The sequence below is a fragment of the Gemella haemolysans genome, from assembly GCF_028308085.1.
Taxonomy (GTDB): Bacteria; Bacillota; Bacilli; order Staphylococcales; family Gemellaceae; genus Gemella; species Gemella haemolysans_D.
Genome location: NZ_JAQMFS010000010.1, coordinates 17,600 through 37,119, shown reverse-complemented (window position 1 = coordinate 37,119; position 19,520 = coordinate 17,600). Strand labels below are relative to the sequence as shown.

Sequence of the window (19,520 nt, the reverse complement as noted above, 5' to 3'; positions counted from 1 at the left end):
TGAAAATATTTTCGAGTTAAAAGATTTTTATAATATTAAAAATGAGAGGTGAAAGCTTGATATCTTTAGATTTACATATAATTAGCAAAGTGGTATAATTGAATTATAATAATGTATTTTTAAGGAGGAATTGAATATGTCAATTAAAGCGTTAAAAGTTGCGAAAGCAGCGCTTAAAACACCAGGGGTATTTGCAGGAGGAGTAGCATTCGGGACTTTCGGTCTTAAACTTTTAGCAAGTAAAGATGCTAAGAAAGGTTATTCAGTAGTTTTATCAAAATTATATAAAGCAAAAGACGGCGTAGAAGGAACTGTATCAAATATCAAGCAACATGCTGATGATGTAGTGGCAGATGCTAAAGATTTATATGAAAAAGAAAAAAGAGAAAGCAATCTTCAAGAATTAGAGGCAAAATAAGATGGATTTTAAAATACTGCATCTGTCAAGTGCCCGAGCGAGGGTTAGAGCTGATTTTCGCTTAACACCAGATGTAAAAGTATATTTTAAAAAACAAGCAGCCAAAATCGAAAACATAAAAAAAGTGGACTTTTATCAAGATGAGTACACTTTTGTTGTTATTTTTAAAGAAGGAAGCAGCAGTTGTTTACAAGAATTCTTTAAACTAGTTGATAAAGAAAAAGTAAAAAATTGTTATGAGAATCCGGTAGCTAAAGCTGAGGAAAGTCCTTATTCAATAATAATGGATGCTCTGTTTTGGCGTGCGATGTCGAAATTATTCGTACCACTTCCACTAAGAGCGATTCATACATGGTGGAAAGCTTCAGGATATTTGAAAGACACATTAAAACTACTAGCACGTAAGCAAGTTACTATGGAAACACTCGATTCTGCGGCGATTCTTGTATCATTAGCGACAGGTGCGAGAGATACAGCAAGTTCTATTATGTTTATTTTAGAACTAGGGGAGTCACTTAACAATTGGTCTGAGAAAAAATCTGTAAAAGTTCTTGAACAAAGTTTAACTTCTATGGATAAAGAAGTCTGGATTGTTGAAGAAGAAGGAAATAGAAAAGTAACTTGTTCAGAAGTTAGAAAAGATGATGTAATTCTAGTTTCAGAAGGAAATGAAATTTTATTCGATGGTATCGTGATGACAGAGGGCGCTAGTGTTGATGAAAGTTCATTAACAGGAGAAAGTTTCCCGATTGTCAAAAATATCGGAGATAAAGTTTATTCTAATACGATAGTTGTTAACGGTGAAGTTAAGATTAAAGTTGAAAATCCACAGGTTAATGGTCGTATTCATCATCTTATCCAATTGATGAAAGATTCTGAAAGTAGAGAAGATGCGTACCACTACAAATATATAAAACTAGCGGATAGCATTGTAAAATACAATTTCTTAGCGATGGGACTTACGTATTTATTTACTAGATCATTTGCTAAGGCAATTTCGTTCCTATTAGTTGATTATTCATGTGCATTGAAACTATCAACACCGGTGGCGTATCTAACTACTATTAAAAACTTAATTGATAAGAAAATCGTAGTTAAGAACTCTGTAACTCTTGATAAATATGAGGATATCGATACATTTGTTTTTGATAAAACAGGAACAATAACGGTATCTAAACCATATATTCAAGAAGTGCTACCATTTTATGGATATTCTTATGAAGAAGTACTAAAAATTGGAGCGTGTTTAGAAGAACATATCTATCATCCGATTGCTAGTGCCGTTGTGAGTAAGGCTGAAGAAGATGGAATTGAGCATGAAGAAATGCATACAGAGTTATATCACATCGCATCAAAAGGTATAGTTTCTCATATTGATGGAGAAAAAGTTGTTATCGGAAGTAGACAATTACTAAAAGATGAAAATGTAGTTGTTACAGACGAACAAAAACAACTAATTGCTGAAAAACAAGAACAGTATAATCTATTATTCTTAGGGTATAAAGGACAATTAATTTCGATTTTCTGTGTAGATATACCACTAAGAGATGAAGCGAATGAGGTATTAACTGAACTTAGAAATAATGGTAAAAAAGTTGTCTTATTAACAGGGGATAACGAAGTAAGGACTAAAAAAATCTTAAATGATGTAACTTTTGATGAAGTACATACAAGTATGACTCCAGTTACAAAATTTGAGTACATTAAGAGTGAAAAAGAAAAAGGACGTCGAGTTCTAATGATAGGTGACGGTCTAAACGATTCAGCAGCATTATCAGAAAGTGATGTAAGTATCGTTATGAGTGAAAGTGCTGATCTTTCGAAACAAATCAGTGATGTCGTTCTAAAATCAGATTCACTTAGCTCATTATTACTATTATCAGATGTTTCTAAAACACTACGTGCGCAGATGAGTAATAATGTTAAGAGTACGGTATCGATCAATAGTTTATTAATATTCTTAGGGTTAATAAACGTATTACCATCTAACTTACTAGCATTACTGCATAATTTAACTACATTTAGTATTGTACTGAAAAACTTTAATATAAAGTAGATAAGGTCAAAAAATGCTGAGTTAATTAATATATCGGAAAAAAGGCATCTTTCCTTTTGAATATATAAATTAAATAACAATAGAACTCGAGTCTGGGATAATCTGGATTCGAGTTTTATTATATAGATAACGTAGGTTTTGGGAAATAGATATTGCTTACTTGAGATTTCCTTTATGATTATATTTGAAAATGGATACAATATATAGTATTATATCAGTATAATAAAATAAAGGAGAGAGTATTAATGAACAAAAAAAGAAGATTATTAAGTATTGTGGCGGTTGCGTCATTAGTAGCAGGTATTGGAGAAGTAGCAAGTCCACAGGCACAAGCAGTTACATTCCATAGTTGTAAAGAAGCGTGGAACCAAGGGTATGGAGATATTCGAGTAGGAGAGGATGGTTATTCAAGACATTTAGATAGAGATGGTGATGGAATAGCATGTGAAATCAGTAAATCAAATGGACAATATAAACCGCGTGCTCAACATACTCAACATGCTCAAAATGGTTGGGTAAAAAGCGGTGATGCATGGTACTACTATAAAAATGGATCAGCAGTAAGAAACGCATGGGCAGGAAACTACTGGCTAGGATCAGATGGAAGAATGGTAACAAATAGCTGGGTAGATAACAACCGTTACTATGTAGGAAATGACGGAGCATGGATAAAAGGCTACGGAAATAAATCAGGATGGCAAAAAGAAGGTGGATCTTGGTACTACTATAAAAACAATTCAGCAGTAAGAAACGCATGGGCAGGAAACTACTGGCTAGGATCAGACGGAAGAATGGTAACAAACAGCTGGGTAGATAACAACCGTTACTACGTAGGAAATGACGGAGCATGGATAAAAGGCTATGGAAATAAATCAGGATGGCAAAAAGAAGGTGGATCTTGGTACTACTATAAAAATAATTCAGCAGTAAGAAATGCGTGGGCAGGAAACTACTGGCTAGGATCAGACGGAAGAATGGTAACAAACAGCTGGGTAGACAACGGTCGTTACTATGTAGGAAATGACGGAGCATGGATAAAAGGTTACGGAAATAAATCAGGATGGCAAAAAGAAGGCGGATCTTGGTACTACTATAAAAATGGATCAGCAGTGAGAAACGCATGGGCAGGAAACTACTGGTTAGGATCAGATGGAAGAATGGTAACAAACAGCAGAGTAGATAACGGTCGTTACTATGTAGGAAATGATGGAGCTTGGGTTCCAGGTAAATAGATTATCAACTGTGATTTATTCAGAATCAACAAGATACTATAAAAAGAATTAATATAATAATAAGAGCTTTAGTTCACTGGTTAGGTGAGCTAAAGCTTTTTGTGGTTGCTAGTTGAAGTTGAAATAAATACTTAATTATAGTATTATACTAATGACATTAAATTTAAATACGATATCTAAGGCGAAAGGAGGTAAAGTAAGTGATGAAAAAGGTGGTATCTCTAATGATTTCGTTTGTTATTACATTATTAATAGTAGTTTTTTATAGATATTTATATGGCTATATTTATCACGCTGTTGATGATGTTACAATTAATTATTCCATATTAAATAAAGAATATGTATTACTTCCATATTTGGGGATAATATTAACAAAGCTACTAACAATATTACAAAGTATATTTCCTAGTATTAATATATTTTTTGTATTCTTAGTATTAGCGTATAGTATAAGTTTCTCATGTTTACTTTATCTGCTTAGAGATAAAAAATATAAAATAGTATTATGGATAATTGTTTTAGTTATAGAATTTGCTTTGTTGAAATATTTTACATATTCTATGGTTGCTTACTTGTTAGCTATATCTGGAATATTTTTATTGTATAAAGAAAATAATATTGTTGTTTCAACTATACTTATATTTATTGGGATTTCTCTAAGAGTTCAAATTATATCTAGCCTCTTGGTATTATGTCTAGCTGTAATTATATTTGAATTAATAAATAATAAAAAGGTAAAACAAATCGGTATACTAATTGGTGTAATTTTTATTGTAATCCTAACGAATTGGTTATTCATACAAAGTAATGATGTTGAGAAATCTTATATACAATGGAATGAAAAAAGTACTTTAATAAGGGATTATCCAGCCATTGATTATTCTGCAAAAAAAGAGAGTCTAGATAATATGGGTATTACTGAAAATACATTAGCAAGTCATAATTCTTGGATTTTCTCGGGAAAAAGGGTCTTTAGCAATGAATTGTTAGACAATCTTGATAAAGTAAGGTTAGTATCAGAAAAATATAATATATCGATTAAAAAGATTATTCTTGAGTATTTTTCTAATGAGTTTTATAAGTTATTTACATTTTTTGTAATGCTTGTCTTTATATTTTATAAATCTAAAAGCTTTTATGGGTATTTGTTATTTTTAAGTCCTATAGCACTGTTAACAGCTTTAATAGTTAGACAGAGAGTAGTAGAGAGAGTTTATATACCTATCATTATCCTGTCTATATTTATTTTTATTGTATATGGGAACGCGTTATTTATAAAAAGAAACTATAAACTATTAAGTGGTTTAGAAAATGTTATTTTTACAGTTTTGTGTGTATTATTAATGTATTCTATAGGTAGCTATGGGAAAAATGAATTATATTGGTTTAACTATAACTCTTACGAGTTTAATAAGGATTATAATGATGTACTAGTTAATAATAAAGATAATTTATATATTATTTCAGGATATGGAAACTTAGTTAGTTCTCAACCAAATTTAAGTAAAGTTTTTGTTGATAAAAATAAGTTAACGAATAATATGATAACTTTTGGGACTTGGCAAACATTCTCACCTGAATATCATAATAAACTAAAAGGATTTGGAGTGGAAGATACGAATAATATACTTTCTAGTGCTATTAATAGTAATAATATTAAATTTATTTTATCTAGTGATTCTAGTATTTTTGATAAAATAAAAAGTTTATTTAAAGAGAATTATGGTAGAGAAGTGTATTTTGTAAAAGATAGTAATATTACAAATGATATTAATGTATATTTATTAAGGAGTGATAAGTAGTGAGTAATAAGAGAATTAAATATATAGATATGTTGAAGGCGTTCTGTATAATATTAGTAATTGCGGGACATATGGGATACACTCCTGCTAAAGTAAAATTATTATTGTATATTTTCCATATACCTTTATTCTTCTTTTTATCAGGGATGACTTTAAATGTTGAAAAGTATGATTCTATCGTTCAATTTTTTTCGAAGAAATTTAAGGCGATAGTTATACCATGTTTTCTAATGAATATTTCTATATTTTTTATCAAATCAGTTATTTTACAACCACAGTTGATATTAAAGATAGATATTTTATATTTTATAAAAGCATTAATTTTAGCTGATAGAATGCACATATATTATCAACTATGGTTTTTAAATGTACTTTTTTTAGCAGAGCTAGTTTGTTATTTTGCGATAAAATATAGTGATACATGGTATAAATATTTGATTGTATTTATTGTTCTTATACTATGTGGTAGTTTAGGAAAGAAATTATACGCGATGGAGTTTTGGCTAATCTGGAGTTTTGATCTTGTACCGTATGCATCAATCTTTATTTTATCTGGTTATATATTGAGAAAGAATCTAGCTAACATACAGAACTATTTCAAGAAATTATATTTTATACCAGTATTAGCAGTTAGTTTAGTGTGTGGTGTATATAATACAAGAGTAGATTTATATTATCAACAGATTAATTCAACTTTCTTGTATTTTTTTGCTGCTTTCTTTGGTATATGGGCAAGTTTAATATTTTTTGTAAATATACCTAATTTATATGTATTAGAAAAAATCGGTGGGAACACTCTAATTTACTATGCATACCATTCTCCAATAGTATTATTTATTCTCGATATAATTATGGAGCAATTATCTAGTAAATATACAGGAATATTCTTTAGTAACTATGTTATTACTATTGTGGAACTACTATTAGCTATAATATTGTGTGAATTAATAGCACGTATAGTTAATAAAAGTTTTCCGTTTCTTATTGGAAAATCATTTAAGACAACCTAATTTGGTTGTCTTTTTTACGGGGTTTTCTTCTGTTATATCTAGAAATATGTTATAATAAAAGGATGGAATAAATTTGAAAAACTGTTTATAAATATTCAGTTAAATAAGTAAGGTGAAAGATGAACATTGATAATAGATTTGAAACAGAAGCGGTAAAAAAGTATAGAGCTTCGATAGAAAAGAAGAAGATATCGTTATTTCTGAAATTACTTTTTGATAAGGTGCTGGCATTAATTTTGCTTATTCCTTTATCGCCGATAATTTTAGGAATAGCTATCTGGATAAAACTTGATAGTGAAGGTCCTGTGTTTTACAGGCAAGAGCGTATAACTACATATGGCAGAACTTTTAGAATCTTTAAGTTTAGAACTATGGTTAAAGATGCGGATAAGCTTGGTGCTGCTGTTACTCAGCAAAATGATCCTCGTATTAGTAAGGTAGGACATAAGCTTCGCAAACTTCGCATTGACGAACTTCCACAACTTATTAATGTACTTGTAGGTGATATGAGTTTTGTTGGAGTAAGACCTGAAGTAGCGAAATATGTAGATAAATATACTGATGAAATGAATGCGACATTACTTCTTCCTGCTGGGATAACTTCTCCAGCGAGTATTGAATACAAAGATGAAGATGAAGTTATTGAAAAATTTAAAGGAAGTGGAAGAAGTGTAGATGAAATCTATGTGGAGGAAATTCTTCCAGATAAGATGAAATATAACTTAAAGTATATTGAAGAATTCAGTATTATAAATGATATTAAAATAATGATAAGAACTGCTATAGCGGTTGTTAAATAGAAAAGCTGCAACTTCCACATTGCAGCCTACTATCAACACCAAACGAATGTAAGTAACGAAACTCCAATGAAATTATTCTTTATTTAATTCGCGAAGAATTAAAAAGATAACTATTAATTGAAGTAATTCGATCATATTTTACACTCCTTTCACAGTAGTGTATTTAGTTGATAGTAATTTAATTATATCATATTATTAAATGATATTAAAATTAACTGAGGCTTATGAGTTGGTGAATTATCTAATATTGTAGTCATATAATAAAAATTATAGTTAATTAAATATAGATTGCTGTTTACTATAGAGTAGATGAAATTTCTAAAGTGTATTTTGATTGATTAACTATAGGAAATATTGTATAATAATATCTAGATAATTCGATCAAAAAACACAAGAGGCCTTCCACAATATTAGTCTCTTGTGTTTTTTTATTGATAAGAGTAGAAACAAATAATTAGGAGTTTGAAATGAAAAAATATAATATACCATTTTCTCCACCGGATATTAGTGAAGAAGAAATTAATGAAGTAATAGATACTTTGAAATCAGGTTGGATTACAACAGGACCGAAGACAAAAGAATTAGAAAGAAGATTATCAGAATTTACTAACACACCGAAAACTGTCTGTCTTAATTCTGCCACTGCAGCATTAGAGTTAACATTACGTGTTCTAGGTATTGGTGAAGGTGATGAAGTTATCGTTCCTGCGATGACTTATACTGCTTCTTGTAGTGTGATTTACCATGTTGGTGCGAAGGCTGTTATCGTTGATATTGCTGAAGATAGCCATGAGATGGACTATGATGCTTTAGCTGATGCTATTACTGAGAATACTAAAGCTGTTATTCCTGTTGATTTAGCAGGTATCCCATGTGATTATGACAGGATTTTCGAAGTTATTGAAAGTAAGAAACATCTGTTCAAAGCTAATAGCGAATATCAAGAAAAACTTGGTAGAGTAGCTGTTGTAGCTGATGGAGCGCATGCTTTAGGAAGTACTTATAAAGGTAAGAAAATTGGTTCTGTGGCTGATTTCACTACATTCTCTTTCCACGCTGTAAAAAACTTCACTACTGCTGAAGGTGGAAGTGTAACATGGAAAGAAAATGAAAACTTTGATAATGAAGAGTTATATAGAGAATACCAAATATATTCTCTTCACGGTCAAACAAAAGATGCTCTAGCTAAAACGAAAGCAGGGTCTTGGGAATATGATATTGTTATTCCTGGATATAAATGCAACTTAACTGATATCGCAGCATCTTTAGGATTAGTTCAATTAGACCGTTATCCTAAACTTTTAGAGCGTCGTGAGAATATTATTGATCAGTACAACAAAGGATTCGAAGGGACAAGAATTACAGCTCTAAGTCACAGTTCAGAAGATTATAAATCTTGTGGACACCTGTATATAACTCATGTTGAAGGTGCTACATTTGAACAACGTGGTGAAATAATTGTTAAGATGGCAGAGCGTGGAATCAGCTGTAATGTCCACTATAAACCATTACCATTATTAACTGCGTATAAAAACTTAGGATTTGACATTGAAAACTATCCTAACGCATATAATTACTATGTGAAAGAAATAACATTACCTCTACATACTAGACTTAGTGATGAAGATGTAGCTGTTATTATTGAAAACTTCAAGGAAATTGTTGAGGAGGTAGTAGGTGAGTAGTTTAAAAGAAATACAAAATAAAAGCTTAGAAATGGCTGAATATTTTGTAGAATTTTGTCGTGAACATGACTTACTTTGTTATCTTTGTGGCGGTGGAGCTATCGGAGGACTAAGAAATAAAGGATTTATCCCTTGGGATGACGACTTAGATTTTTTCATGCCTAGAAAAGATTATGAGAAACTCCCAGAACTTTGGAGAAAGTATGCCAAAGAACAATATTTCTTATCAAAAAGTGATAGTAACTTCGTCGATAGAAATTTATTTATTACGATTCGTGATAGAGAAACAACATGTATAAAACCATATCAGCAAGATTTAGATATACCACATGGTTTAGCGTTAGATGTTATTCCTTTGGATTATTATCCTAAAAATAAAACGAATAGAAAAAAACAAGTTCGTTGGGCATTGATTTATTCATTATTCTGTGCTCAAACTATTCCTGAAAAACATGGTGCAATTATGAAATGGGGTAGTACGATTCTTCTTGGATTAACACCGGGGAAACTACGTTATAAAATTTGGAAAAAAGCAGAAAAAGAAATGACGAAATATACGCTTGAGGAAAGTGATGGAATAACAGAACTTTGTACAGGTCCTGGATATATGAAGAAAAAGTATCCGATTGAAGCATTTGAAGATAATATCTTTATAGATTTTGAGAATACTAAAATGCCAATACCTGTGGGGTATGATATTTATCTGAAAACAGCATTTGGTGATTATATGACACCCCCACCAAAAGAAAAGCAAATTCCACATCATGATTCGGTAATAGCGGATATGGAAAATAGTTATCTTAAGTATAAAGGGGAATATTATGGACGAAAAAATTAGTGTAATAGTACCGGTATACAATGTAGAACAATACTTAGAGCGCTGTGTTGACTCAATAATCAATCAAACATATAAAAACTTAGAAATTATTTTAGTCAATGATGGATCTACTGATAACAGTGGACAACTTTGTGATGAACTCGCTAAGAAAGATGATAGAATAAGGGTTATTCATAAGAAGAATGGTGGTTTATCTGATGCGAGGAATATGGGTATAGATGAAGCAAAATCTGATTTAATCGGTTTTATAGATAGCGATGATTACATAGATGAAGATATGTATGAAGTATTGATGAATAATCTAAAAGATGCAAACGCGGATTTGTCTATGTGTGGTCATTACGATGTTTATAATAATGTTCCTGAGGCGCAAGTTGCTGATAAGAAAATATGGGAATTAAGTTCTAAAGATGCCATTAAAATGGTTATGGAAGCGAAGATACTGTCAGTAACTGCTGTTAATAAATTATATAAAAAGAGTTTATTTTCAGATTTGAAATTTGAAATTGGGAAAATTGCTGAAGATGCATTTATTATGATAAAACTCCTTGATAAATGCAATGTAATAGTAGCGACAAATGAGAAAAAATACTACTATGTTCATAGAGAAAATAGTATTACTACTCAGAAATTTTCAACTAAGTTTTTAAATGTAATAGAAGCTTATGAACAAAATAGAAAGATTATTTTAGAAAAGTATCCAGAATTACAAGATGTAGCTCAGATGAGAATGAATTGGGCATATTTCTATGTGTTGGATAGATTATTGTTAGATAAGGAATACAATGATAAAAAATTAGAAAACAAGTTAATATCGTATTTGAAAAATCATAGTAGGGATATATTAAAAGATTCATTATTTACAAAAGGTAGAAAAATTGGATTCGTAGCCTTATTATTGAATAGAAATCTATATAGAAAAATAATAGAGAAGAGAGGATATTAATTAGAGTATGTTAAAACTAATAGAAAAAAATTATTTTAAAATAAATCTGGTATTTATTTTAATAGTTGCTGTTTATTGTATGTGTGGTTTAATAGTGCCACTACAATTTATATCTGCAAATAAAATTGTTGCGGGAGGAATGACATTACTTGGAATTCTTTTAGCGACGTATAATTTATTCATAAAAAAAGTTTATTTAAAAATAAAAACAATAGAATATTTATTACTGTTTTTTGCTTTTAATATAATTACTAGCATTCTAGTGATATCGTATGGATATTCTACAAATATTAAAAACACGTTAATATTTTATATTTATTTCTTAACAGTATTCCCTATGTTTACAGGAATTACTAGAGAAGAGGGTAAAAAATTATATAATTACTTTTTCTATACAGTTACTGTGCTTAATACTTTTGGAGTATTAGTTTCATTAATTCAATTCGTATTATTGAAAGGTTACAGAGTACATGACTACAAAGGGTTGTATATTAGACAAGGATTTGTAGAGTCTAGATTATTTGGTATTTTAGCAAGTCCAAACTTTTTATCATTAGTTTCTTTAATTGTAATTATATTTTTAGTGTCAAAAATATGTGGTTTCAAGAAGAATTATAGATATTTAGCTTTATCAACTATTGCGTTGAATTTTATTTATATTGTCTTGTCTGGTTCAAGAACAGCATTTATCTGTATGTTCTTAGCATCAGTTATTTATTCGATAGTGATGTTTTATCAAAAAGGAAATGCTAAATCGCTGTTAAAAGTAGTTATGGCAATTGTAGTTGTATTATTCAGTTATAAAGCTGTTAATTTCACTAGTGAACAGTATTTAAAATACAATAAAGAAAGGTTAGAAGCTCAAAATAAAAAGTTAGAAAATAAAGATAACAATCTTTCTTTAGAAAGAACTGATACAAGCGAAGAGAATATTTCTAATAATAGGTTCGCAATTTGGAAATCTACAGCATCTTTCGTACCTAAAAAACCTATTTTTGGTTACTCAGGTGGGAACTGGTATGAAATAGGTAAAAAGACTAATCCAGATGAATATATAATAAGAGAACACTATCTTACTCATAATGGATATTTAGAAATTTTATTTTATAATGGAATTGCAGGATTTATCTCGATGGGAATCTTTGTTTTATCATTCTTTATGTCAATGGTAAAACGACTAATTAAAGATAAAAAAGAAGATTTAGTTAATAAAGATTTATTATCGATGATTATGATATTGGTGGTAATTTTAGTATCTAATTTATTCTTAAGTTCTACATTTTATGGTATTTCATTATTAGGTATTATTCTATTCTTAATGGCAGGATATAATTACTCTATAGTAAGTACTGACAGAGATAATTTTAAAAAATTAGATGCAAATGAGATTAAAGAGATAGAATTAGGTGTTATGGACTATATTCATAATATTTGTCAAAAAAAAGGAATCAATTACTCTTTAGCTTATGGAAGTTTACTAGGTGCAGTAAGACACAAAGGGTTTATTCCTTGGGACGACGATGTTGATATTGCATTAAAGAGAGATGAGTATGATAGTTTATACCAAGCAATATTAGAGGATAATGATAGTGTTTATAAAGTAGTTTCATGGGAAAATGATTCTAAATATCCTTATCCGTTTTATAGAGTATATGATAGTAGAACTGTCTATGAGAACAATTATATACAAAATGATATAGAATTAGGGATTTGTGTGGATGTATTTCCTTTTGATAACTATAAAGATATAAACAAAGAAGTTACTAAATTAGATATGTATCGCCGACTTTCTGTATATACTTTGTATGGTATAAGAAACAAAGAAGCGGGTATTAAGAATATCATTCGCTATGTATTATTAGTAGTGTTTAGATTAACTAGTGTAAGAAGTTGGAATAGAAAACTTAACGCTTATTCTACAATTGATAGTAATAGTGAATTTATCGATTACCTGATGGAATCTAAAAAATATAGTACAAAGATAGATGCTAAGGCTTTAGATGAAGTAGTTGAATGTAAATTTGAAGATAGAATGTATAATATTCCAAAAGAATATGATCATATTCTTACTGCGATTTACGGTGATGATTATATGGAAATACCACCAGTAGAAAAAAGAATACAACATGATGATTTTGTAGCGTATATAAAAAAGGAGAAGTAATATGTTGCAATGGCTCAAGAGAAGTTTAGCCAGTTTTTTAGGTGATAAAAAAGATGTGGTTAAAAATCTCCCTTTAATAAAAAAATTAAATGAGAAAGCTAATATTGAATTAGATTCTAAAAGAAGTAATTTGTTAAAAGAAAATTTTGAGGAAATTCTGAATGTAGTTTATAGTTCTGATTTGAAGGATTATAATATTTGGTTAGACTTTGGAACATTATTAGGTTACTACCGAGAAAATGATTTTATAAGCCATGATTTGGATATGGATTTTGGAGTTCAGGTTTCAAGTTTTGAAGAATTTGAAGTAATAGAAAAACATCTTATTAATAATGGTTTTAACAGAACAAAAGAATTCTATTTCAATAAAAATTTAGTTGAATTATCTTATAGTTATAAAGGTCTTAATGTAGATTTTATTATCTATAATAAGGAAAATGATAGAGTATCTTCTGATACAATATTTTTTATGACAAATGCATTAGGAAATCCTACTCGTTATGAGGTGTATCACTATGAAATTCCATTTTCAGGTTTAAAAGAATGTGATTTCAAAGGTATGAAAGTAAAAGTTCCTGATAATACACAGGAGTATCTAAGAACTTTATATGGAGAAGATTTTGAAACACCCAATATTAATTATAATTGGAAAGAAAATCCAATTTATAAACCTGGAGATGCAGAGTTAGCTGAGGTTATTTTACATAAAGGAAAGTAAGTTAGAGGATAATTTTATGGGAAATAGAATAGCATTATGGGATAATCTGAAGTTTTTCCTTGTAACATGTGTTGTGATAGGCCATTTTGTAGATCAATTTACTGGTTTATCTAATATTTATGATAGTATATTTTTATTTATTTATTCGTTTCATATTCCGCTGTTTATTTTTATAGCTGGATTGATGTTTAAGAATAAGAATATTACAGCCAAAGCTATATTTTTTATAAGTATTGGCTTTGCGTATAAAATAGTTTCAGCAATAGTGGAAAGATTACTAGGTACGGTGAAAGTTGAATTTTTCCTGTTATGGGATGGTGGACTTTCATGGTTTATGTTTGCCTTGGCGGCATATATAGTAATTTTAAAAATAATTGAGAAACAGAACAAGGAATATATTTTAGTGTTTTCGATTGTATTGGCTTGTTTTGTAGGGTATGATCCAGGAATAGGAGATTTCCTATACATATCAAGGATAATAATATTTTTCCCATTCTTTTTGAGTGGGGTATTATTACAAAATTTTGATATAGTAAGTTTTAAAGATAAAAATTTTAAATATAAATTCTTAGCAGGACTTATAGTTTTAGTTTGGTTAGGATTATGTATTTATGAAGTTGATAGAATATATGGGCTAAGATATCTGTTTACAGGGAGAAATCCATTTTTCCCAAAGATAATGAGTTATGCTCCATTAGTGAGACTAGCGAGCTATATCATATCTTTTAGTATAGGTTTCTCTCTTATTATGCTTATGCCTAATAAAAGACTGGGCTTGATTACAGATATGGGAAAAAATTCTATAAATGTGTATTTTTGGCATATGCACATATATTATACGTTGAATAAGCTATTTGGAATTTCTTATATATTCCATTATGGTGTGAAAGGTAAAATAGCTTTCCTTGTAATTGCGGTTATTTTAAGTATAATATTATCCCAAAATATATTTAATTTCCCGATAAAACAAATAAGAAATCAAGTATTTTCAAGTAAAAAAGCATCGTGATTTTAAGAGGCATGTAAATAATACAAAAAGAGTTAGAAGAATAAATCTCTAACTCTTTTTAATTTTCCCTTTAACCATATTTATCGCATAGTTTATTGTTGAATCTTTTAGTATTATTAGAGCAACTAAATAATAAATTCCACAGATTGCTATAACTGTACAAACCATAAGCAGCATGCTTAGTGTTATTTCATAAGAATGAACACTAAATAGTAATTTAGTTACGAAGTAAATTGGTATAAATCCAAGTGATACTACAAGGTATCTATACAGCGAAGAAAATACTGATGATAAGTTGATCAACTTATGTTTTTTAATAAACTGTATTTCTAATAATACTACTAGTCCTTCAGCGAAAATTGTTGTTCCGATATAATATTCAGGTTTAAAAATGTTGCAGAAATATAATGTAGAATTTAATATTACATTTAATCCACCACCGATGAAGTAAAATGAAGTTAGTTTACTTTCGAAGTCATTGATAAATATAATTTGTTTTCCTAGTATCATCTCAATAGCCCAAATAATAGTTCTGATGGCGAAGATACTCGTTACGATTCCTGCTTCTAAGTATTTATCTGATGAATAAATAACAGTTGCATACGTTCCTAGAATCATTATCCCTATACTTGTAGGTATCATTAGGAAGAAGAATAGTGAAGAACCTTGTCTAATTAGATATTCATACGAGTCGTGGTCTTTTTTTCCTAAGTAATATCCCAATCTAGGAAGACTGACATTTAATGCTCCACTAAGTACCCCAGCTATAAGCATCACTATGCTCGATGCTATAGTGTAGTATGAAATATAGTTTTCATTTGGAGCTTTTGTAATAAACATCCTATCAAGCAATGTATAAAGCATATTAGCGTTTGCTAATAATAGCATGGTAGTTAGTGCTTTTGTAGATGTTAATAGGTCTTTAATATCGATTTTAACAAATGAAACCTCTCTTTTTATCCATAAGAAACTTAGTAGATAGTTTAAGATAGTAGTAGCACTCATTATGATTGCGTACGGTATAATATCATCTTCTGTTTTTACAAATGCGAATATTGATACTAACATAGCTATTCTAATAAATAGCGTTTTATATAGAATAAATGTGTAGTTTTCGTACGCTTCATTCATCCATTCGATATTTAAAAATTGAAATAGTGCTTGAATTCCAAGTATATAATATAATATTTTTAGATTTTCAGTTTCATGGGTTCCTACACTAATAAATATGAAATATAAAGCTGTTATAGTTATCGAAGTAATTACCGATATATAGAATAATTTTGAAAATACGTAGTTAATTTTGTTTTTATCATCTTTAACTTTACTTATCGATCTAATACCATAGTTATATATACCGAAGGCTGCAAGAGGTATTACAAAACTAGCCCAGGTATTTGCTGTGTTGAAATAGCTATAGTTTGATTTGCTAAGTATTCTAGTTAAATAAGGATTAGTGATTAATGGAAATACTATGTTTAGTACATTAACCATTAAGCTTGCTAATGCATTAACTTTTATGTTTTTCATAAAAAGAAATCCTTTCTAAAATTCTATTTAACATTATAACATATTTTCAATTTATTGGCTTATAATAATCAGACTAGATAGAAGATTTTTGATGTTTATAGTTTTTCTATGATATAATAAAATAGATAGAATATTGAAAAATAGATTTTAAAGGAGAAGAAAATGATATACGCAGGAATATTAGCTGGTGGAACAGGAACTAGAATGGGAATAAGCAACATGCCAAAACAATTTCTAGAATTAGGTAAGAAACCCATACTTATCCACACAATTGAGAAGTTCTTATTAGAACCTGAAATCGAAAAAATTGTAGTCGGTGTTCATGAAGATTGGGTATCTCATGCTGAAGACTTAGTTGAACAATATGTCTCAGCGTTTGCTGATAGAATTATTATTACACCTGGTGGTGTTGATAGAAATACAACGATTGAAAATATCATAAATAGAATTAATGAATACAAACCTTTAACTGATGAGGATATTATCGTAACTCACGATTCAGTTCGCCCATTCATCACACTTAGAATTATTAAAGACAACATACGTCTAGCTAAAGAAAGTGATGCTGTGGATACTGTAGTGGAAGCAGTAGACACAATCGTAGAAAGCACTAACGGAGAATACATTTCAAACATTCCAAACAGAGCTCACTACTACCAAGGACAAACACCTCAAAGTTTCAAATGTTTAGATTTCTTAAATCTATATAACTCATTAGACAAAGAAGAAAAACAAATACTTACAGATGCATGTAAGATATTCGTTATAAAAGGGAAAAAAGTAGCACTAGCTGAGGGAGAATACTCTAATATCAAAATAACTACAGTAACTGACCTTAAGATAGCTAAGAGTATGCTAGAGGACGAGTAATATGATAAATCAAATATATCAATTAATTAAACCGAAATTCATTAATGTAAAATACAATGAAGAGAATATAAATGATGGTGATAAAATCATCATCCGTCCAAACTATATGGCACTATGTCACGCAGACCAAAGATACTACCAAGGGAAAAGAGATCCAAAGGTACTAGCTAAAAAACTACCAATGGCACTTATTCACGAATGTGCAGGGATAGTAATCGCAGACCCGACAGGTACGTATAAAGTAGGACAAAAGGTAGTAATGATACCTAACCAACCTCCAAAACAAAGTGACGAAGAATTCTATGAAAACTACATGCCAGGAACACACTTCCTATCAAGTGGTTTCGATGGTTTTATGAGAGAGTTTGTAGCTTTACCTAAAGATAGAGTGGTAGCTTATGATGGTGTGGAAGATTCTGTTGCGGCTATTACAGAATTCATAAGCGTAGGTATGCACGCTATGGATAGATTCTTGAAAAACTCACACAGTAAAAAAGAAAGAATAGCGATAATCGGTGATGGTAGTCTAGCTTATGTTATGGCGAATATAATAAACTACACACTACCAGAGTGTGAGATAATCGTAATAGGTCGCCACTGGGAGAAGTTAGAACTATTTAGTTTCGCAAAAGAAAGATACATCACAGATGATATTCCTGAAGACTTAACTTTTGATCACGGTGTAGAATGTTGTGGTGGAGATGGTAGTGGATATGCGATAAATGACTTAATCCAATACATCAAACCACAAGGAAGCCTAGTTCTTATGGGAGTTAGTGAATACAAAGTAAATATCAATACACGTGACATACTAGAAAAAGGACTAACACTAATAGGTTCATCACGTTCAGGTAGAATCGACTTTGAGAAAGCTATTGAGATGCTTAGTAATAAAAAATTCGAAAGAAGATTCAAGAACATTATTGAACTTGAGCAACCTGTGAGAAATATTAAAGATATACATAGGGTGTTCGCAACCGATTTGAATACAGCTTTTAAAACTGTGTTTAAGTGGGAGATATAGAAGAGACTATTTCTGTTATCAATTAACTAAAGTAATAGAATAAAACTAATTAGGTGATTCATGAAAACTACTAAGAAAGATTTCTGAGTCACCTTTAAATATTGTGATGTTTATTTTTATGAATTATTAAATTTTATGTTACAATGATAAGTGCTGAAGAATTAGAAGAATATTTGTATGAAGTTCCAGAGAATATAAATTTTAATTCAAATGATTTTTTTAAGATTTTAAAAAGGAGAACATAGTGGATATTTTTATATTATTATTAATTTCATTATTTGTTTATCTTATACCAAGAACAGATGTCGACTATTTGAGTAATAAATCAACGAAATCACTAAAAGGTCTTTTAGCTATACTTATAATTTTTCATCATGTTTCTCAGAAAATTACTACTGGTGAAAATTTTTCGAATTTTGAATATATGGGTCGATATATAGTTACATTGTTTTTCTTTCTATCTGGTTATGGACTGTATTTCCAGTATAGCAATAATGCAAAACATATGGAGAATTTCTTAAAGAAAAGATTGGTTAGAATATTTGTACCATTTTTTGTTTTTATAGTCATTTATGTGATTTATAGAGCGACATTAGGTGAAGTTGTTAATGTAGACTTTTTCTTATCTTTTTGGAGAGATCACAGCAATATTATTTATAATGGCTGGTTTATTAACAGTATAATAGTTTTATATGTTATTTTCTATGTTTCTTTCAAAAAGAAAGATTCAAAAATAGCTATTTTTAAGCTAGTATTTTTCACATTGGTTTATATTTTTTGGAAAGTGTATCAGAATCATGGAGACTGGGAATATGTTAGTATAATGGCATTTTTCTTAGGTGTATTTTGGATGAAAAATAGAAGTCTCATAGATAAATTTATTGAGAAAAATTATTTTGCTTTTCTTGTTTCGTTTAGTATACTGATGTACATATTTCGTCATTATGAAGTTATTATGAAAAATATCGGGATTACAAATAAATATGTTTATTATGGAATAGTTGGAAATCTATGTACGATGGTTTTTTTAGTTTATTTTTTATTGTTAACAAATAAACTCAACTTCTCAAATAAATACCTGGATTTTTTAGGAGATATATCATTTGAAATATATATGATTCACGGTTTAGTTATGCATTATCTTGGTAAGTTTTTTGTTTCATCACCAGTTAATGATGTAATCTATACTATTGTCGTATTATTAGTTAGCATTGTTTTTGCATATTGTATAAAGAAATTAATAATTGCTATTGAAAAGGAGCTTGTGAAAGTTATTTAATATATTTTAAAAGCAGGATTAGGGAGTGACTCGACAAAATTGTTTTTTTAGAAATCACGATTTTTGAGTCGCTCCTGATTTTTTATATTGAAAAAATATAGTAAAAAGACTATGAGTTATCACATTTTATGTTATAATG

The 19,520-nt window shown here is 29.5% G+C and carries 16 protein-coding genes; 15 read left to right on the top strand and 1 reads right to left on the bottom strand.

The genetic code is table 11. The features are described 5' to 3' along the window. The first annotated feature begins 136 nt into the window (after positions 1-136). The 12 genes from PNO30_RS00645 to PNO30_RS00590 all read left to right on the top strand — a co-directional run bounded on the left by PNO30_RS00645 (position 137) and on the right by PNO30_RS00590 (position 14,678). Positions 137-418 carry a DUF6110 family protein gene (locus PNO30_RS00645; protein WP_271964942.1) on the top strand — a complete coding sequence of 94 codons (282 nt, stop codon included), beginning with the start codon at positions 137-139 and terminating at the stop codon, positions 416-418. Between the two features lies 1 nt (position 419). Next, on the top strand, positions 420-2,474 hold the full coding sequence (locus tag PNO30_RS00640) for a heavy metal translocating P-type ATPase (RefSeq protein WP_271986756.1): 2,055 nt from the start codon (positions 420-422) through the stop codon (positions 2,472-2,474). Positions 2,475-2,719: 245 nt separating this feature from the next. Continuing rightward, entirely contained in the window at positions 2,720-3,706 is a 987-nt protein-coding gene (locus tag PNO30_RS00635; protein ID WP_271986755.1) for an excalibur calcium-binding domain-containing protein, read from the top strand. A gap of 203 nt (positions 3,707-3,909) precedes the next feature. Beyond that, positions 3,910-5,508 carry a hypothetical protein gene (locus PNO30_RS00630; protein WP_271986754.1) on the top strand — a complete coding sequence of 533 codons (1,599 nt, stop codon included), beginning with the start codon at positions 3,910-3,912 and terminating at the stop codon, positions 5,506-5,508. Further along, positions 5,508-6,518 (top strand): acyltransferase family protein, encoded by a 1,011-nt coding sequence (locus PNO30_RS00625; protein WP_271986753.1) that lies wholly within the window; start codon positions 5,508-5,510, stop codon positions 6,516-6,518. The genes PNO30_RS00630 and PNO30_RS00625 overlap by 1 nt, the downstream gene beginning before the upstream one ends. A 119-nt stretch (positions 6,519-6,637) precedes the next feature. Further along, a complete protein-coding gene (locus tag PNO30_RS00620; RefSeq protein ID WP_271986752.1) occupies positions 6,638-7,318 on the top strand; it encodes a sugar transferase in 681 nt (226 codons plus the stop codon). Positions 7,319-7,785: 467 nt separating this feature from the next. Continuing rightward, entirely contained in the window at positions 7,786-9,003 is a 1,218-nt protein-coding gene (locus tag PNO30_RS00615; protein WP_271986750.1) for a DegT/DnrJ/EryC1/StrS family aminotransferase, read from the top strand. Next, on the top strand, positions 8,996-9,841 hold the full coding sequence (locus tag PNO30_RS00610) for a LicD family protein (RefSeq protein ID WP_271986747.1): 846 nt from the start codon (positions 8,996-8,998) through the stop codon (positions 9,839-9,841). Before PNO30_RS00615 ends, PNO30_RS00610 begins: the two co-directional genes overlap by 8 nt. Beyond that, positions 9,825-10,787, top strand: coding sequence for a glycosyltransferase family 2 protein (locus tag PNO30_RS00605; RefSeq protein WP_271986745.1), 963 nt, complete (start codon positions 9,825-9,827; stop codon positions 10,785-10,787). The genes PNO30_RS00610 and PNO30_RS00605 overlap by 17 nt, the downstream gene beginning before the upstream one ends. A gap of 7 nt (positions 10,788-10,794) precedes the next feature. Continuing rightward, entirely contained in the window at positions 10,795-12,951 is a 2,157-nt protein-coding gene (locus PNO30_RS00600) for a LicD family protein (protein ID WP_271986744.1), read from the top strand. Between the two features lies 1 nt (position 12,952). Next, positions 12,953-13,669: a LicD family protein gene (locus tag PNO30_RS00595; protein ID WP_271986743.1), complete on the top strand. Its 717-nt coding sequence runs from the start codon at positions 12,953-12,955 to the stop codon at positions 13,667-13,669. Positions 13,670-13,685: 16 nt separating this feature from the next. Further along, positions 13,686-14,678 carry an acyltransferase family protein gene (locus PNO30_RS00590; RefSeq protein ID WP_271986741.1) on the top strand — a complete coding sequence of 331 codons (993 nt, stop codon included), beginning with the start codon at positions 13,686-13,688 and terminating at the stop codon, positions 14,676-14,678. 48 nt (positions 14,679-14,726) lie between these two features. Here the strand turns inward: PNO30_RS00590 and PNO30_RS00585 are convergent, their stop codons facing one another. Further along, positions 14,727-16,208 (bottom strand): oligosaccharide flippase family protein, encoded by a 1,482-nt coding sequence (locus tag PNO30_RS00585; protein ID WP_271986740.1) that lies wholly within the window; start codon positions 16,206-16,208, stop codon positions 14,727-14,729. 162 nt (positions 16,209-16,370) lie between these two features. Between PNO30_RS00585 and PNO30_RS00580 the strand changes: the two genes are divergently transcribed. The 3 genes from PNO30_RS00580 to PNO30_RS00570 all read left to right on the top strand — a co-directional run bounded on the left by PNO30_RS00580 (position 16,371) and on the right by PNO30_RS00570 (position 19,381). Beyond that, positions 16,371-17,078 carry a 2-C-methyl-D-erythritol 4-phosphate cytidylyltransferase gene (locus PNO30_RS00580; protein WP_271986739.1) on the top strand — a complete coding sequence of 236 codons (708 nt, stop codon included), beginning with the start codon at positions 16,371-16,373 and terminating at the stop codon, positions 17,076-17,078. Position 17,079: 1 nt separating this feature from the next. Then, a complete protein-coding gene (locus PNO30_RS00575) occupies positions 17,080-18,102 on the top strand; it encodes a ribitol-5-phosphate dehydrogenase (RefSeq protein ID WP_271986738.1) in 1,023 nt (340 codons plus the stop codon). Between the two features lie 244 nt (positions 18,103-18,346). Continuing rightward, on the top strand, positions 18,347-19,381 hold the full coding sequence (locus PNO30_RS00570) for an acyltransferase family protein (protein ID WP_271986736.1): 1,035 nt from the start codon (positions 18,347-18,349) through the stop codon (positions 19,379-19,381). Positions 19,382-19,520 lie beyond the last annotated feature (139 nt).

Coding starts and splice junctions, on each gene's coding strand:
- PNO30_RS00645 (WP_271964942.1), top strand. CDS start 137: ATGTCAATTAAAGCGTTAAAAGTTGCGAAAGCAGCGCTTAAAACACCA.
- PNO30_RS00640 (WP_271986756.1), top strand. CDS start 420: ATGGATTTTAAAATACTGCATCTGTCAAGTGCCCGAGCGAGGGTTAGA.
- PNO30_RS00635 (WP_271986755.1), top strand. CDS start 2,720: ATGAACAAAAAAAGAAGATTATTAAGTATTGTGGCGGTTGCGTCATTA.
- PNO30_RS00630 (WP_271986754.1), top strand. CDS start 3,910: ATGAAAAAGGTGGTATCTCTAATGATTTCGTTTGTTATTACATTATTA.
- PNO30_RS00620 (WP_271986752.1), top strand. CDS start 6,638: ATGAACATTGATAATAGATTTGAAACAGAAGCGGTAAAAAAGTATAGA.
- PNO30_RS00615 (WP_271986750.1), top strand. CDS start 7,786: ATGAAAAAATATAATATACCATTTTCTCCACCGGATATTAGTGAAGAA.
- PNO30_RS00605 (WP_271986745.1), top strand. CDS start 9,825: ATGGACGAAAAAATTAGTGTAATAGTACCGGTATACAATGTAGAACAA.
- PNO30_RS00600 (WP_271986744.1), top strand. CDS start 10,795: ATGTTAAAACTAATAGAAAAAAATTATTTTAAAATAAATCTGGTATTT.
- PNO30_RS00595 (WP_271986743.1), top strand. CDS start 12,953: ATGTTGCAATGGCTCAAGAGAAGTTTAGCCAGTTTTTTAGGTGATAAA.
- PNO30_RS00590 (WP_271986741.1), top strand. CDS start 13,686: ATGGGAAATAGAATAGCATTATGGGATAATCTGAAGTTTTTCCTTGTA.
- PNO30_RS00585 (WP_271986740.1), bottom strand. CDS start 16,208: ATGAAAAACATAAAAGTTAATGCATTAGCAAGCTTAATGGTTAATGTA.
- PNO30_RS00580 (WP_271986739.1), top strand. CDS start 16,371: ATGATATACGCAGGAATATTAGCTGGTGGAACAGGAACTAGAATGGGA.
- PNO30_RS00575 (WP_271986738.1), top strand. CDS start 17,080: ATGATAAATCAAATATATCAATTAATTAAACCGAAATTCATTAATGTA.